Here is a 15,625-nt window from a genome sequence, read left to right on the forward strand (position 1 = left end):
CTAAGAGACATGTTCGAGAAGAGTGTGGACGAGCTCAAGGCACTCGGTGCCGACATCACCACCGCCGAGATCGCCCAGCAGCCCGACCTCTGGGAGGATACCTTCCAGATCTACGCCGACAACAAGGCTGCCATCGAGAAGTTCCTCGCCGAGGCAAACGCCATGGGCGAGGGCCGCACCGTTGTAGTCTTCACCGGTGCCGGTACGTCCGACTACGTGGGCGACACCTGCGCGAGCTACCTCCGTCGCGCCGGTGACACCGACACCTACGACTTCAAGCCCATCGCGACGACCGACATCGTCTCCGCCCCGTATGACTGCCTGCGCGCCGACGACCCCACCATCGTGGTCTCCTTTGCGCGCTCGGGCAACAGCCCCGAGAGCCTTGCCGCCGTGCAGATTGCCAAGCAGGTCGTGAAGAACGTCAAGTTCCTGAACATCACCTGCGCGCCCGAGGGCAAGCTCGCCGTCGAGAGCGCCGACGATCCGGATGCGCTCACGCTCCTCATCCCGCGCGCCAACGACCGCGGCTTTGCCATGACGGGCAGCTTCAGCTGCATGACGCTGCTCTCGACTCTTATCTTCGACACCGCCTCCGACGAGCAGAAGAAGGCTTGGGTCGATGAGATCGCCGCTATGGGCCGCGAGGTCATCGCGCGCGAGGACGAGGTCGCAGCGTTTTTGGCGGGCGACTTCAACCGCGTGACCTACCTCGGCTCCGGTGCCTTCACCGGCCTTGCCCAGGAGGCCCAGCTGAAGATCCTCGAGCTCGCCCACGGTCTGGTGGCGACCTCTTGGGACAGCTGCATGGGCTACCGTCACGGACCCAAGAGCTTCGTTGACGACAAGACCCTCGTCTTTGTCTTTGTCAACAACGACCCCTACACCCGTCAGTACGACCTTGACATCCTGAACGAGATCGACGGCGACGGCATCGCCCAGAAGACCATCGCCATCCAGCAGGATGTGGCGCCCGCCTTTGAGCACGAGGCGTTCACCTTCTCTGGCCACGAGGCGCTGCCCGAGGGCTATCTTGCCCTGCCGTTCATCATGGTCGGCCAGACCGTGTCGCTTCTGAACTCGGTGCGCGTGGGCAACACGCCCGACACGCCGAGCCCCACCGGCACGGTGAACCGCGTCGTCAAGGGCGTGACGATTCACCCGCTCGCCTAAGGAGGCGCTCACCATGGCAACATTTGCTATCAAGGCCGACCGCTTCGTTCTTCCCGGCGCGCTCATGCAGGGCGGTTACCTCACGATCGAGGACGGGGTCTTTGGCGCTTGGAGCGCCGATGCGCCCGCGTACGAGATTCGCGACTACACCGGCTGCACGGTGGCACCGGGTCTGGTGGACACGCACATCCACGGCTTCCACAACCACGCGACGACCGACTGTGACCCCGACGCCATCGATGACTCGAGTATCGCGCTCGCCAAGGCGGGCACGACGGCATGGCTCCCCACCACCTTCACCGAGTCGGTGGAGGACATCGGCCGCGCCTGCGCCGCCATCGCCGAGGCGGACGAGCGCCGCAGCGCCGATTTCACCGGCGCGCACGTGGCAGGTATCTTCCTCGAGGGGCCGTTCTTCACCACGGCACACGTGGGCGCGCAGAACCCGGTCTATCTGATCGAGCCCTCCGAGGAGGTCTTCGACGGCTGGCAGGAGCAGGCGGGTGGGCGCATCCGCAAGAGCGCGCTCGCGGCAGAGAAGGCCGGCGCGCTGCCCTACATCGCCGCGCTCGACAAGAAGGGCGTGGTGACCGCCATCGGCCACTCCGACGCCACCTATGACGAGACGCTCGCCGCGGTGAACGCCGGTGCGAGCTGCTTTGTCCACACCTACAACGGCCAGCGCGGTCTGCATCACCGCGACCCGGGCGTGACGGGCTGCGCCATGACCACGCCGGACACCTACGCCGAGGTCATCTGCGACGGCAAGCACGTGGTGCCCGCCGCCATCAAGGCGCTGGTGGACGCCAAGGGCTGGCAGCACACCGTGCTCATCACCGACTGCCTTATCTGCGGCGGCATGCCCGAGGGCGAGTACGTCTCGGGCGGCATGCCCGTCATCATGAAAGACGGCCTGTGCTATCTCAAGGGCGAGGACGGCGCGACGGGCAACATCGCCGGCTCGGTGCTCACGCTCGCCCATGGCGTCAAGAACGTGGTCGACTGGGGCATCGTGACGGCCGAGCAGGCCATCCGCATGGCCTCCGAGGTCGCCGCCAAGTCCGCCCGCGTGGATGACAAGGTGGGCTACATCAAGCCCGGGCGCAACGCCGACCTTACCATCTTCAATGCGGACATGACGCTGCGTGACACCTATGTGAACGGCATCTCCGTGAACGCGTAGCCGCCGAGCACGCCATCGCGCCATTGCACGAGGGCTGACGATCGCCCGCGAAGCTGCTTCGCCTGACTAAAACCTCCCGTCCGTTGCTCCATGAGGCCCAAAGGACGGGAGGTATTCTGTTTGCGAATGGCGATGTGGTCAAATCACCCCGTGAGAGGGCATTTTCTACGGCGCTGAGTGCACGGGAAAGCGAAATACAGGGGTATTTGAACGTCAATGGACGCCATCACAGGATGGAAACGATTCATCTGGTGGGTGCCGAGCTGTCAGGAATGCCCCCTCACGGGGTGATTTGACCATATGGGTCAAACCGACCTGTTCCAAGCGGTCACGGTACGCCGCGTTGCCGATAGAAAGGGGCGGGCCGGGCATCCGATCTGAATGTCCGGCCCGCACGGTCAGCGGTGTTGCAGATAATTCTATTGCCCTATAGCGCGTCGATGAAGCGCTGCTGGGCGGCGCGGCCCGCCTCGTCCCACTTGTAGACGCCGGCGTCCTCGAGCACGTGCCCAAAGACTGCGCCCACCTCCTCGCGCAGGATGGTGTCCACATCGCCCGAAGCGATCTCCTGGGCACGGCGCGCGTACACACCGCTTGCCCATGTGGCGTGCGAGGAGCACGCGGGGTCCGCCTCAAGCGCGGCAAGAATGTCGATGGCGGAGGAGCCGGCCTCTGCCGCAGCGCTTAGGTGCGCGCCCACAGCGGCAAGCTCGTCTTTCAGACGTGCCGGCAGAATCGCGAGGCCCATGACCTCGATGAGGCCGATATTCTCCTTCTTGATGTGGTGGTACTCCGCATGCGGGTGGAAGACACCCAGAGGGTTCTCGTCGCTTGTGATGTTGCAGCGAAGTGCGAGGTACGCCTCGTAGCGGTCGCCACCAACGTTGCCGGCGCCGTCCACGCGGCGGATGACCGGCGTGACCGTGTTGTGCGCAACGCCGTCGGGGGTGTGCGCGACAATCCCCACGGACTCGTCCGACCAGCTGCGCCACGTATCGATTACGTGCACGCATGCGTCAAGCAGGCGGGCACGGTCCGCGCCGCGCAGGCGGAGCACCGAGAGCGGCCAGGTGAGCACCGCGCCCTCGATGTCCTCAAAACCGGGCATGGTGAAGCTCGATGCGACCTCGGCATGCATCATGGGGAACTCGTGCGCGCCGCCCTGGAAATGGTCGTGCGAGAGAATCGATCCGCCCACGATGGGCAGGTCGGCATTAGAGCCGATGAAGTAGTGGGGGAGCGTGTCGACAAAGTCGAGCAGGCAGGTCAAGCTCGCGCGGTCGATGTGCATGGGCCGGTGGTGCGCGCTCATGGCAATGCAGTGCTCGTTAAAGTACGCATAGGGGCTGTACTGGAATCCCCAGCGCTCCCCGCCGAGCTCGATCGGCACGATACGGAGGTTTTGACGCGCGGGGTGGTCGCCCGAGGGGCTCGCGGCGCCACGGCCGGAGTAGCCCTCGTTCTCGATGCAGAGCTGGCAGGCGGGATACTTCTCGCCGGTGTTCTTGGCGGCACCTGCCGCGGCGATGTCGCGCGGGTCCTTCTCGGGCTTGGAGAGGTTGATGGTGATCTCCAGGTCGCCCCAACGGGTGGGCGTGGTCCAAGCGATGTTGCGCGCAATGGCGCTACGGCGCACGTAGCCGGCGTCGCAGCACAGGCGGTAGAACCAGTCGGTTGCGGCCTTGGGGCCGCCTGCGGCTTCATGCTCGGTCCACGCTGCGGCAATGGCAGAGGGGCGGGGCATGAGGGCGCCCATGACGCGCATAGCGGCGCGGTCGTGCCCGGTCGAGGTGTCCTCTACGCGTCCCTGTGCGGCCGCAACCTCGGCAAGCAGGGCAAGCGCGGCGTCGAGGTCAAAATCGTCGTCGTGCGCCGCGTCTGCGAGAACCCATTCCTCGGCGAGCGCGGAGCCCTCGGCGCCGATCGTGTCGAGCACGGTGTTGTAGGCCCAGATGCGGTCTGCGGCGTCGATCATGCCTGTGGTGCAGGCGTAGTCAACAAGCGAGCACACGCAGGTGCGCAGGTCGTTTTCGGTTACAGCCATGCGGCGGTCGCCCCTTCCTCGGAGATGACGTAGTGGCGGCATGCGCCCTCGCCAAGCCAGGCGTTCATCTGGGCAATAAAGGCGTCGACCATGTCAACCGGCACGAAGCACTGGATCGAGCCGCCAAAGCCGCCGCCGTGGATGCGGATGGCACCGCGCCCGTCGAGCAGGCGCTCCGCCATGCCGAGGGCGAGCATCGCAGGCTGGTACGCACCGCCGGTGGAGACGTTTTGCAAGAACATGCCCGAGCTCGCGCCCGAGTCGCGGGTGAGCTTGAGGAACGCGTCGATATCGCCGGCGTTCAGGACCTCCCAGCGACGGTCGACGAGGTCGTTCTCGTACCAGTAATGAATGGCGCGCAAAAGGGCGCGGTCGCCGAGCTTCTCGCGCAGCGCCGGAAGCTCGCGGTCAAAGGCGGCCGGGTCGACCTCGCAGAGGCGCTCGGCGCCAAACTCGCGGGCAACCTGCTGCATCTCAACGGGAACGGTGGCGTAGTCGTCGGTAAAGGCGCTGTGGTCGCAGCCCACGTTCACAAGACAAAGCGCGTAGCCCGCGGCGTCAAAGTCAAAGTCGAGCTTAGCGGTCTTGGGCTCGGTCTCCTCAAAATCCATGTAGGCGAGGCCGCCCATGCACACGGCGAGCTGGTCCATCAAACCGCAGGGCTTGCCAAAGTAGCGGCGCTCGGCAATCTGGCTCATCTGGGCGAGCTCCACCGGCGTGATGGCGCGCCCGGGCCAGAGCGCCTCCATGGCGCGACCGTACGCCGCCTCGACCGCGGCTGAGCTGGAAAGACCGCCGCCAGAGGGAACGGTGCACACAAAGGCAAAGTCAAAGCCCTCGGGTGTGCGACCGGTCTCGGCAAGGGCGTGCGCCATGCCGCGCACGAGGCTTGCGGAGGAGACCTTCTCGTCCTCACGCGGCTCGAGCGAGTCTAGCGTGATCTCAAACGTGGGGAAGCCCTCGTCGGCCACACGGATCTTGTTGGTGCCGTTGGCGACGGCGATGCCAAAGACCGCCACGTTCACGGCGCCGGCGATAACGTGGCCGCCCTCGTGGTCGGTATGGTTGCCGGCAATCTCGGAGCGACCGGGGGCATAGACGGCAAGCTGGCGGGCGTCTGCCGCCGGCGCGCCAAACTCCTCCTCAAAAAGTGCCCGGGCGCGGGCGAACTCGGGGGCTTGCGTGAAGTCGGACATGGGCGATCCTTCCTTTCGGGGCCCTGAGGGGCCGCTTGCGTGACAGATGGATGCGGCGCCTAGCAGGTGCCAAAACGGTAGACGATGGTCTCCTCATAGGGATGGTTGGGCGTGCAGACGGGCTGCGGCCAGTCGGCGTGGTGCATGCCGTCTGGGTAGTACTCGGGCTCAAAGGCAAAGCCGGCTTGCGGGCTGTAGGTGGCGCCGCCCTTGGCAAGGTTAGCGCCGTCGTCGAGCCAGTTGCCCGTGTAGAGGTGCGCTCCCGGTTGAGTGATGGCGATGGCGAGGCTGCGGCCACTCGCCGGGTCGTGCACCTCGAGTGCGGGGCGCGGTGCGGCATCAAGTTCAAAGCCGTCGATGCAGAAGCAATGGTCGTAGCCGCGGCCGCGGGCGATCTGCACGTTGTTCTGGGCGTCGACGCCGGTGCCCAGCGCTGCGCCAGAGCGCAGGTCAAAGGGCGTGCCGAGGACGCTCTCGATAATCCCCTCGGACACGGAGTCCTCGCGCACGGGGAGGTAGCGGCTGGCGTGCACGGTCGCCTCCTGGGCGCGAACGTCGCCCGAGGCGTGGCCTGCGAGGTTGAAGTAGGTGTGGTTCGTCATGTTGACAAAGGTGGGCTGGTCGGTCTCGCAGCGGTAGGTGAGGGTGAGCGTGCCGTCCGATGCAAGCTCGTAGGTCGCCGTGAACGTGCGCTCGCCGGGGAGGCCGAGTTCGCCGTGCGTGAGATGGCACGTAAAGGTCACACGGCAGGCGCCCTCGTCCACGACGGCCGCCCACATGCGCTTATGGAGGCCATGCTCAAGGTCGCTATGCAGGTTGTTCTCGCCCTCGTTGGCGGCAAGGTGCCACGAGGTGCCCGCTATCGTCACCTCGGCGCCGCACGTGCGGTTGGCAACGGGTCCAATGGTCGCGCCGTAGCAGGCGGCATTCGTGCCCGCGTAGCCGCCGATGCCGGCAAAGCCCAGCACAATGTCTGCATTGTTGCCGGCAGCGTCAGGGGCGTCGATACCAAGGATCGTCGCGCCAAAGTCAGACAGACGCACCGTGACGGGCCCGTTCGCAAGCGTGTAGACGTGCGCGGGCGTTCCGTCCGGAGCGGTACCGAACGAGTTGATGGTAATCATCTAGGAGGCCTCCCAAGATGTGTTGGAGCGACAAAAGACTGCCATTGTGTTTATGAGTACGTTAACACTTTGCAGGTAATCGGGTTATGAGGTGTTAGGGCGCATCCGCAGACGGTAGATTTGGACCGGCGAGCGGACGTCGGTACGCGTGCGATTGAGGCCATACCGGACAGGCGCCGGCTTCGCTATGATGGAATGTGTTGTTAACGTATGCGTAAGGGTGCGATTACGGCGTTTTGCAGATGAGCGAATAGACGGCAAGAGGGAGGAGCATGCGACCTCACGGCTCGCGGGCGGCAGATGCGCCCCATTCGGTTTCCATGGCGGACGTGGCGCGCGTCGCCGGTGTCTCCCAGCAGACGGTGTCGCGCGTGGTGAACGATCAGGCAAACGTCAAGGCGGCAACGCGCGAGCGGGTGCTTGCCGCTATGGAGGAGCTGGGCTTTCGCCCCAACTACGCGGGCCGGTCGCTCCGCGGCGGCTCGTACCGGGCGGTGGGCCTCTTTATGCCCGACCTCATGTACGCCGGAAACCTTGCTACGCTCAACGGCCTCATGGCGGCTGCTGCCGAGCGCGGCTACGCAGTGACGCTCGCCGACCAGCCGAATGCCGCCGAGCGTTCGCTTACACGCGAGTCACGTCAGATGGCGGCGCTTCCCGTGGACGGCATCGTCATCAACATGAGTCAGAAGACCGCGGACTTCGACGAGTTCGTGCCGCTGCCCGGCCTCAAGACGGTCATCGTGGGTGCACTGCCGCATCCGCGCTGCACCACCGTTGACTCCGATCATTACGGGGCGGCCGTCATGGCGGTCGAACACCTCATCGTGCATGGGCACCGCCAGATTCGTCACATTGCAGGTCCGGTCGACTCGGTCCCGGCTGAGCAGCGCGAGCGCGCATGGCGCGATATGCTCGAGCGGCATGGTCTTCCCGTTGTGGACCCTTGTTGTGGGGATTGGTCGGCAGACGATGGGTATGAGCTCGGGTGCCGCTTAGCCGAGGACCGCTCGGCGACGGCGCTGTTTGCCGCAAACGATCAGATGGCCTACGGCGCCATGCTCGCCCTGCGCGAACGGGGCGTGCGCGTGCCTGAGGACCTGAGCGTCATCGGTATCGATGACTCGCTCGAGGGCGTCGTGCCGCACAACATGCTCACGACGGTCCGCCTGAACCTCGAGGAGCGTGGCCGAGCCGTGTTCGAGCACGCGGTGGGTGTGCTCGCCCAGAGCACGGAGCCCGCAACGGTGCGTATTCCCGGAACGCTCGTCACGCGCGCGTCAGTGGCGGATTTGCGCTGATGCTGCCCTTGTCCGCATGGCGCGGTACAATTTGAGGAACGGAATTCGACCCATCGAGGAGCAGCCATGATCCTGACCGTTACCATGAACCCGTCGATTGATACGGCGTATCAGCTCGACCACCTCATCATCGACGACGTGAACCGCGTTGTGCCCAAAAAGACCGCGGGCGGCAAGGGCCTAAACGTCAGCCGCGTGCTCGTCCAGCTGGGCGACGACGTGCTTGCGACGGGCCTCCTCGGTGGACACGCGGGCGCGTACCTCGGCAGCCTGATGGACGCCGATAACATTTCGCACCGCTTTACTCCCATCGCGGGCGAGAGCCGCACCTGCGTCGCCATCCTCCATGACGGCAACCAGACCGAGCTGCTCGAGAGTGGCCCCGAGGTCTCGGCCGAGGAGCTCGAGGCGTTTCTCGCCAACTATGCCGAGCTGGTCGAGCAGGCCGACTGCGTGACCATCTCCGGCAGCCTGCCCAAGGGCGTCGCCGCAGACACGTACGCGGGCATGGTTGCCACGGCGGCCGCCGCTGGCCGTCCGGTGCTTCTGGACACCTCGGGCGCCGCACTCGACGCCGCGCTCAACGCCGAGGTCAAGCCCACCCTCATCAAGCCCAACCTCACCGAGATTAACGGGCTTTTGGGCACGAGCTTCACGCCCGACGACCTGCCGGCGCTCAAGACCGCGCTCGAGGCCGACACGCGCTTTGCGTCCATCCCCTGGGTCGTGGTGACCATGGGCGGCGCTGGCGCGGTTGCGTTCCATGAGGGCCGCGGCTACCGCGTGATTATGCCCAACATCCCCGCCGTGAACGCTACCGGCTCGGGCGATTCCACCATCGCCGGCTTTGCCCACGCCATCGCGCGCAACGCCGACGATGATACGGTGCTGCGCTGCGGCAACGCATGCGGCAAGCTCAATGCCATGGACCCCCAGACGGGCCACCTGGTAATCGACCGCTGGGACGAGGTGTACAACGCTATTCAGGTCAACGAGCTCTAAGCGCACACACGGGCGGGGCGGCAGCGTCGTCAGCCGGCCCCTCGCCAAGACGTTTAGCAGCGTATCCAGCTGGTACTACCAATTTGAGCCAGTTACACGGTGCTCTGTTGCCTAGAATAGAGGCAGGCGAATACCCGCGATCGTACACGCGGGGCGTTACGAAAGGATGGGCAAGATGCTCGTTACCACCAAGGAGATGCTGCTCGACGCGCAGAAGAACCACTACGCTGTGGGTGCTTTCAACGTTGAGAACCTCGAGTTTGTTATGGCGGTCCTCGCTGCTGCCGAGGAGACCAAGTCCCCCGTCATCATGCAGACCACCTCGGGCACGATCAAGATGACCGGCCTCGATTACTTCTACGGCATGGTCAAGGCCGCCGCTGAGCGCACCTCGGTGCCCGTGGCGCTTCACCTCGACCACGGCGACGGTTACGACCGCTGCATGAAGGCCCTGCGCACCGGCTACACCTCCGTCATGATCGACGGCTCCCACGAGACTTTTGAGGACAACATCGCCCTCACCAAGCTCGTTGCCGATGCCGGTGCCGCCATGGGCGTGCCCGTTGAGGCCGAGCTCGGCAAGGTCGGCGGCAAGGAGGACGACGTCGAGGTCGAGGGTGAGAGCCCCTACACCGACCCGGACGAGGCTCGCGAGTTTGTCGAGCGCACCGGCTGCACCTCGCTCGCCATTGGCGTGGGCACCTCGCACGGCGTCTACACCGCCGAGCCGCACATCGAGCAGAACGTCGTGAAGGCAATTCGCGCCGCGGTGGACGTGCCGCTCGTTCTGCACGGCACCTCCGGTGTGCCCGATGAGCAGGTCGCCGAGGCCGTCAAGAACGGCATCTGCAAGGTCAATTACGCCACCGAGCTCCGCCAGGCCTTTACGAAGGGCTTCATGGCCTACATGGCCGAGAACCCCACCTGCTTCGACCCCAAGAAGCCGGGCCAGGCGGGCATGGCCGAGATTACCAAGATCGTGAAGATCCGCATGGAGAACCTCGGTTCGGTGGGTCGCGCGTAACACTGCGTGTCTCCGAGGGCGTTGTACCCATGAGCGCCGGTGGGTCCATTGAGGTGCCCGAAACGGCGAGGGGGACGGCCCTGTGCATATTCCTGGCACCAAAAGGCGGCCGGGCAAAACCATGCTGTTGCCGGTGTGGTTTTGCCCGGCCTTTCTTGTTTGCCGCCCACCGGTTCCGCATACTGATTGCGCAGGTTGTGCACATAGCAGCTCATGGACGGTGCCGTCGAATGCTCGCACGAACCGGCTGTCCTCGAACGAGCTGGCGGAACGCATGGTGGTCGCGCTCGGCCACGCAGGCGAGGCTTCAAGGGTAGCTGGAGCAGAGCGGGCTTGTAGGACCGCGTTGGTGCACACGGAACGGGTTCGCTCCCTCTGCCGGTGCTGGGGAGAGGTTCAAGCCAGTTCTGTGCATCAAATTCTGGAAACGTGGCGTAGAGGTCGTAGGAAGACGGTGATCAACAGGGGATTTGCTGTGTTTGAAGCTTAGCTACTCGGCTTGTTTGTTATTTGATGCACAGACGAGGCTTGAACTTGTGCCGGTTCTTGAAAGTTGCGCGAGGATGTCCCTTCGCGCGCGGTTATACGGTGAAAACGGCGAGGGATGAGGGCTATATTCCAGATCGCGGCGTATCACGAAGAGCATTGCCGGAAATCTCGCAACGAGAAGCCTGGGGCTCAGTTTTATGTTCGCTTTGGTGAGAAGGGCGGATGTATGCACCGCCTGTCCCTTTGAGCGCGCGTCGCGCTGATGGGCAGGTTTTGGCAGTGCCGCGATCGGGGAGAAATGATGGCGAAATCAAGCATATTATTGCTTCGTGCGTGTAAGCGCAGCGTATCACCGATGTAAACCCTTGTGCTGAAGCTCAAATTGTAAAAGTTGACGCCCCGCGAGGGGCGTTAACTCGGTACACTGGTATAAGGTATGACACTCCGTTTGATTGGGAGGATGCATGAACAAGCGCACCAAGATCGTATGCACCATGGGTCCGGCATGCGATGACGAGAACATTTTGCGCGAGATGATCAAGGCGGGCATGAATGTCGCCCGCTTTAATTTTAGCCATGGCAGCCACGAGGAGCATCACGAGCGCATGGAGCGCGTCAAGCGCATCTCCCGCGAGCTCGGCATCCCCGTCGGCATCCTACTCGACACCAAGGGCCCCGAGATCCGCACCGGCTTCTTGAAGGACCACGCCAAGGTCACCCTCGCCGAGGGCTCGCAGGTCACGGTTACCGCCGCTGAGACCTCCGAGGAGCTTGAGGGCACTGCCGAGCACTTCTACCTCGATCACCTCGAGCTGCCGCGCGAGGTCGGCGTGGGCGGCACCATCCTCATTGACGACGGCCTCATCGGCCTCACCGTCGACTCGATCGACGGTCAGGATATCCGCTGCACCGTGCAGAACGGTGGCGAGCTGGGCGAGAAGAAGGGCGTCAACGTCCCCAACGCCAAGCTGTCGCTTCCCACCATCACCGAGCAGGACCGTGCCGACATCCTCTTCGGCCTCTCCGAGGGCATCGACTTCATCGCCGCTTCGTTTGTGCGCGATGCCGAGGGCGTCAAGGAGATCCGCCACCTCTGCGACGAGAACGGCGGCGAGCACGTGAGCATCATTCCCAAGATTGAGTGCGCGCTCGCGGTCTATCACTTCGATGACATCCTCAAGGTCTCCGACGGCATCATGGTCGCCCGCGGCGACTTGGGTGTCGAGGTTGCGCCTGAGGTCTGCCCGGTCATCCAGAAGGAGATCATCTCCAAGTGCAACGCCGCGTGCAAGCCGGTCATCACCGCCACGCAGATGCTCGACTCCATGATCCGCAACCCGCGCCCGACGCGCGCCGAGGTCACCGACGTCGCCAACGCGATTAGCGACGGCACCGACGCCACGATGCTCTCCGGCGAGACCGCGGCCGGCAAGTACCCGGTCGAGGCCGTGAAGATGATGGCCAACGTCGCGCTCATCGCCGAGGCCACCATGCCCGAGCATAAGCCGCTCGACTTTGAGGCGCTCGAGCCCGGCCGCAACAAGGTCAACGCCGCCGTGGGCCTCTCTGCAGTGACCACCGCCTTCAACGTGGGTGCCAAGGCCATCCTCACGCCCACCAACTCCGGTCGCTCGGCACGTCTGGTCTCCAACTTCCGCCCGGTGCTTCCCATCCAGGCCGTGACGCCCAACGAGTGGGCTGTCCGCAAGATGACGATCTATTGGGGCGTCGAGCCCATCCTCTCCGGCCGCTCGGTGGGCAGCATCGCCTACGTGGTGGACAACGCTGTGGTCGAGGCCAAGATGACGGGCATCGTCAAGCAGGACGACCTCGTGGTGGTTACCGCCGGCGACCCGGCCATTCCCGTGAAGCTGCGCGACAGCGAGGTCTCCACCAACGTGGTCTACGTCTCGCAGGTCATGTAGCGTGTAACACCCTCGCAGCTCTAGATAACGAGCCGCCGGCACTATGCCGGCTGAAGCGGCGCCGCCTCAACAACCAGGGCGGCGCCGCTTTTTGCTGCGTGTCGCGAGACGCTACTTTTGTGGTGAGCTTGGGCTACGTTTTGCCGGGCAGGCGTCGTGGTTCGAATTACGGACGATTTGAGCTGGTTAACGTGGCTGCGTGAGGGGGCTAATTCATCAAAACCGTGTTTACCAGCTGCCCAGAGCTCTGGAGAGCTGGTAAACACGGTTTTGGTGAAAACAGGTGAAGGGGGCGGCTGGGCGAGAGTTCCGGTTCGTCTAAGCGGGCGGCAAGACAAGTCGGGTTTGCCCCGGCAGGATTGCCCCGGCGGGCTTAGCGCTAGGCCCGCAGCGTGCGAGCGAACGCGACGGCCTCGTCCACGTCGGCCTCTTCGGTGGCCCAACTCGTCACAAAGCGAGCGACAACGCGTCCCGCTCCCGCGGGGTCGGGCTGCACCTGCAGCTCGGCTCCAAGGGCTTCGGACAAGCGCGCGCCCTCCTCGGGGGTAACCCAGAAGAACTGCTGGTTGCCCGTAGTTGAAAGAACGGGTTCATACCCGGCATCGACAAGCCCCGTGGCAAGTCGGCAAGCGAGCGTGTTGGCGTGCGCGGCGAGCTGCCAGTAAAGAACCCTGCCGGTATCATCTGCGCCGGCCGGATCGAAGGCCGCCTCGTACATCACGCCCATGACGCGGCCCTTGGCGGAGAGCTGGCCGGCGCGTTTGGTGAGGTAGGGGAGGCGCTCGATGGCGCGGCGGCCGCGTGCGGTGCGCGGGCTCACCACAAGAGCCTCGCCAAAGAGCATGCCATTCTTGGTGCCGCCCAGTGTGAAGATGTCCGCGCGCTCGGCAATGTGCTGGATGGTAAGGTCGCCGCCTGCTGCCATGATGCCGCTCGCCATGCGGGCGCCGTCGACGTAGACAGCAAAGTCGCGCTCCTCTGCCCAATCGCAAAGGGCGTCGAACTCAGCGCGCGTGTAGACGTAGCCGAGCTCGCTCGTGTGCGAGAAATAGAGCATCCCCGGGCGCGTCGTTGCCGCCCCGTTTGCGACGGCCGCCTCCCAGAGCGGGTTCATGCCCTCGGGCGTCAGGCGTCCCAGGGGATCATGCGTGGCAAGAAGCCGGCGGCCGTGGGCCTCGATGGCGCCCGTCTCGTGGATGGTGGGGTGCGCATCGGCCGCGCAGAGCGGCCCCTCAAACTCCTCGGTAAGCGCAGTGATGGCGAGGATATTTGCCGAGGTGCCGCCGGGGACAAAGGACACGTGGGCGTCCGGTTGCCCAACCTCGGCGCGGATGAGCTCCGCCGCGCGGGCGCAGTGGGCGTCCTCGCCGTATCCCGGGCATTGCTCGGCGTTGGTGCGAACAAGAGCGTCGAGAATCGCGGGCGCGGCTCCCTCGCTGTAGTCGTTGCGGAACTGGTGCATAGTGGCCTCCAAAATGTGCCCGCGCACCTGCGCGCGGCGTGTTGCGAGCATTGTTTGCGAGCCTATTGTCGCACTTCTGCGCACGGGCGGGGCTTCTCGTATAATGGTGGGCCGAATACGGGCGAGAACGACCGCGCCGCGCATGCTGAGCGCCCGCGGTTGTCAGGGCAGATGCAGCGGCACCGTTGCCGCGGCGATACGGAGGAAACCATGCAGGCACAAAAAGCCGAGGGCACGAGGGACCTGATCGGGCGCGAGATGCGCGCGTGGCAAAAGATGCAGCAGGTGGCGGGCGAGGTGTTTGGCCCGTATGGGTTCTCGGCAATCGAGACGCCGGCCATCGAGCAGCTCGACGTGTTTGTGCACGGTATCGGCCAGTCCACCGACGTTGTGCGCAAGGAGATGTTCCGCGTGTTCTCCGGCGCGAACTTTGCGCGCGTGCTCGAGGAGGGCACCGACGCTAAGCTCAAGGCCAAGCAGCGCCTGGCGCTTCGTCCCGAGGGTACGGCCGGCGTGGTTCGCGCTGTTGTAGAGAACAACCTGGTTCCGCAGGGCGGCACGCCGTTCAAGGGCTGGTATGCCGAGGCGATGTTCCGCGGCGAGCGTCCGCAGAAGGGCCGCCTGCGCCAGTTCCATCAGGTGGGTATCGAGTGGCTGGGCGCGGCAGATCCCGCAGCGGACGCCGAGTGCATCATCATGCTGATGGAGTTCTACAAGCGCCTTGGCTTTGACCTCTCTAAGCTGCGCCTGCTTATTAACTCCATGGGCGACCCCGCGTGCCGCCCCGCCTATCGCGAGCAGGTGCGCAGCTTCATTCTGGACCATGCGGACGAGATGTGCGACGAGTGCCGTGAGCGCGCCGAGCTGAATCCCCTGCGCGCCTTCGACTGCAAGAACGACCATTGCCGCGAGATCATGCAGGCCGCCCCACTCATGCGCGACTGCCTGTGCGACGAATGTCGTGAGCACTACGCCCAGGTGAAGCGCTACCTCGACGAGGCGGGCATCGCCTACGTAGAGGACCCGACGCTCGTGCGCGGCCTCGATTACTACACGCGCACCGTCTTTGAGGTGGAGGCGCCGGGCGCCGGCGTGGGCTCCATCGGTGGCGGCGGGCGCTACGACGGCCTCGTGGAGCTCGAGGGCGGAAAGCCCACCCCCGGTGTAGGCTTTGCCGTTGGTTTTGAGCGTATCATGCTTGCGCTCGAAGCCCAAGGTGTCGAACTCGGTCAGGATGAGGAGACGTGCGTGTACGTTGCCAACGCCGGTGACGAGATGCGTGCCGCCGCGTTCACGGTTTGCTGCACTCTGCGCGCCGCGGGCATCGTTACCGAGGCCAACTACCAGGGACGCTCGCTCAAGAGCCAGTTCAAGCAGGCCGACAAACTGGGTGCCGCGCTCATCGTTGTGGTGGGTGGAGACGAGCTTGCCGAGGGTCGTGTGCGCCTGCGCGATATGCGCTCGCACGAGGAGGAGCTCGTCGAGCTCGACGCGCTTGCCGAGGCCGTGCGCACCCGCCTGTAACAGCAACGCCCGCCTGTAGCGGCAACGCCCACGAGGAGTACCCTCGCCACCCACAACATCCAGCTGTCCACGTACCCATGCGGACGGACCGTCGACCGATGCAGACGGCCCGTCCGCATAGTTTTTCTTGCGAAGATAGGCTTGCTTTGGTAACGCGTTCGTTACACACGAGACGGCG

The 15,625-nt window shown here is 64.8% G+C and carries 11 protein-coding genes; 7 read left to right on the plus strand and 4 right to left on the minus strand.

The window, feature by feature from the left end:
- Nucleotides 1–9 precede the first annotated feature (9 nt).
- Both B5F89_RS03650 and nagA read left to right on the plus strand, forming a co-directional pair.
- Nucleotides 10–1,173 (plus strand): SIS domain-containing protein, encoded by a 1,164-nt coding sequence (locus B5F89_RS03650; protein WP_087430445.1) that lies wholly within the window; start codon nt 10–12, stop codon nt 1,171–1,173.
- Nucleotides 1,174–1,186: 13 nt separating this feature from the next.
- Nucleotides 1,187–2,356 (plus strand): N-acetylglucosamine-6-phosphate deacetylase, encoded by a 1,170-nt coding sequence (nagA, locus tag B5F89_RS03655; protein ID WP_087430446.1) that lies wholly within the window; start codon nt 1,187–1,189, stop codon nt 2,354–2,356.
- Nucleotides 2,357–2,783: 427 nt separating this feature from the next.
- Here the strand turns inward: nagA and B5F89_RS03660 are convergent, their stop codons facing one another.
- The 3 genes from B5F89_RS03660 to B5F89_RS03670 are packed head-to-tail and all read right to left on the minus strand — an operon-like array spanning nt 2,784 to nt 6,720.
- Nucleotides 2,784–4,400, minus strand: coding sequence for a UDP-glucose--hexose-1-phosphate uridylyltransferase (locus B5F89_RS03660; protein WP_087430447.1), 1,617 nt, complete (start codon nt 4,398–4,400; stop codon nt 2,784–2,786).
- Nucleotides 4,391–5,596 carry a galactokinase family protein gene (locus tag B5F89_RS03665; protein WP_087430448.1) on the minus strand — a complete coding sequence of 402 codons (1,206 nt, stop codon included), beginning with the start codon at nt 5,594–5,596 and terminating at the stop codon, nt 4,391–4,393. The genes B5F89_RS03660 and B5F89_RS03665 overlap by 10 nt, the downstream gene beginning before the upstream one ends.
- A gap of 59 nt (nt 5,597–5,655) precedes the next feature.
- Nucleotides 5,656–6,720 carry an aldose epimerase family protein gene (locus tag B5F89_RS03670; RefSeq protein WP_087430449.1) on the minus strand — a complete coding sequence of 355 codons (1,065 nt, stop codon included), beginning with the start codon at nt 6,718–6,720 and terminating at the stop codon, nt 5,656–5,658.
- A gap of 272 nt (nt 6,721–6,992) precedes the next feature.
- On the opposite strand from B5F89_RS03670, the gene B5F89_RS03675 reads away from it, so the two are divergent.
- From B5F89_RS03675 to pyk, 4 genes are all read left to right on the plus strand, one after another.
- Complete coding sequence (locus B5F89_RS03675; RefSeq protein WP_239286660.1) at nt 6,993–8,021, plus strand: LacI family DNA-binding transcriptional regulator; 1,029 nt, start codon at nt 6,993–6,995, stop codon at nt 8,019–8,021.
- A gap of 66 nt (nt 8,022–8,087) precedes the next feature.
- Entirely contained in the window at nt 8,088–9,023 is a 936-nt protein-coding gene (locus B5F89_RS03680) for a hexose kinase (RefSeq protein WP_087430450.1), read from the plus strand.
- A 175-nt stretch (nt 9,024–9,198) separates the two neighbouring features.
- On the plus strand, nt 9,199–10,047 hold the full coding sequence (locus B5F89_RS03685) for a class II fructose-bisphosphate aldolase (RefSeq protein ID WP_087430451.1): 849 nt from the start codon (nt 9,199–9,201) through the stop codon (nt 10,045–10,047).
- Between the two features lie 953 nt (nt 10,048–11,000).
- Complete coding sequence (gene pyk, locus B5F89_RS03690) at nt 11,001–12,461, plus strand: pyruvate kinase (RefSeq protein WP_204230567.1); 1,461 nt, start codon at nt 11,001–11,003, stop codon at nt 12,459–12,461.
- A gap of 379 nt (nt 12,462–12,840) precedes the next feature.
- Here pyk and B5F89_RS03695 read toward each other — a convergent pair whose 3' ends face one another.
- A complete protein-coding gene (locus tag B5F89_RS03695) occupies nt 12,841–13,923 on the minus strand; it encodes a beta-eliminating lyase-related protein (protein ID WP_087430549.1) in 1,083 nt (360 codons plus the stop codon).
- Nucleotides 13,924–14,133: 210 nt separating this feature from the next.
- Here B5F89_RS03695 and hisS point away from each other — a divergent pair, with 210 nt between their 5' ends.
- Entirely contained in the window at nt 14,134–15,447 is a 1,314-nt protein-coding gene (gene hisS, locus B5F89_RS03700) for a histidine--tRNA ligase (RefSeq protein ID WP_087430453.1), read from the plus strand.
- Nucleotides 15,448–15,625 lie beyond the last annotated feature (178 nt).

It is taken from the genome of Collinsella sp. An307 (genome assembly GCF_002161805.1).
GTDB lineage: Bacteria > Actinomycetota > Coriobacteriia > Coriobacteriales > Coriobacteriaceae > Coprousia.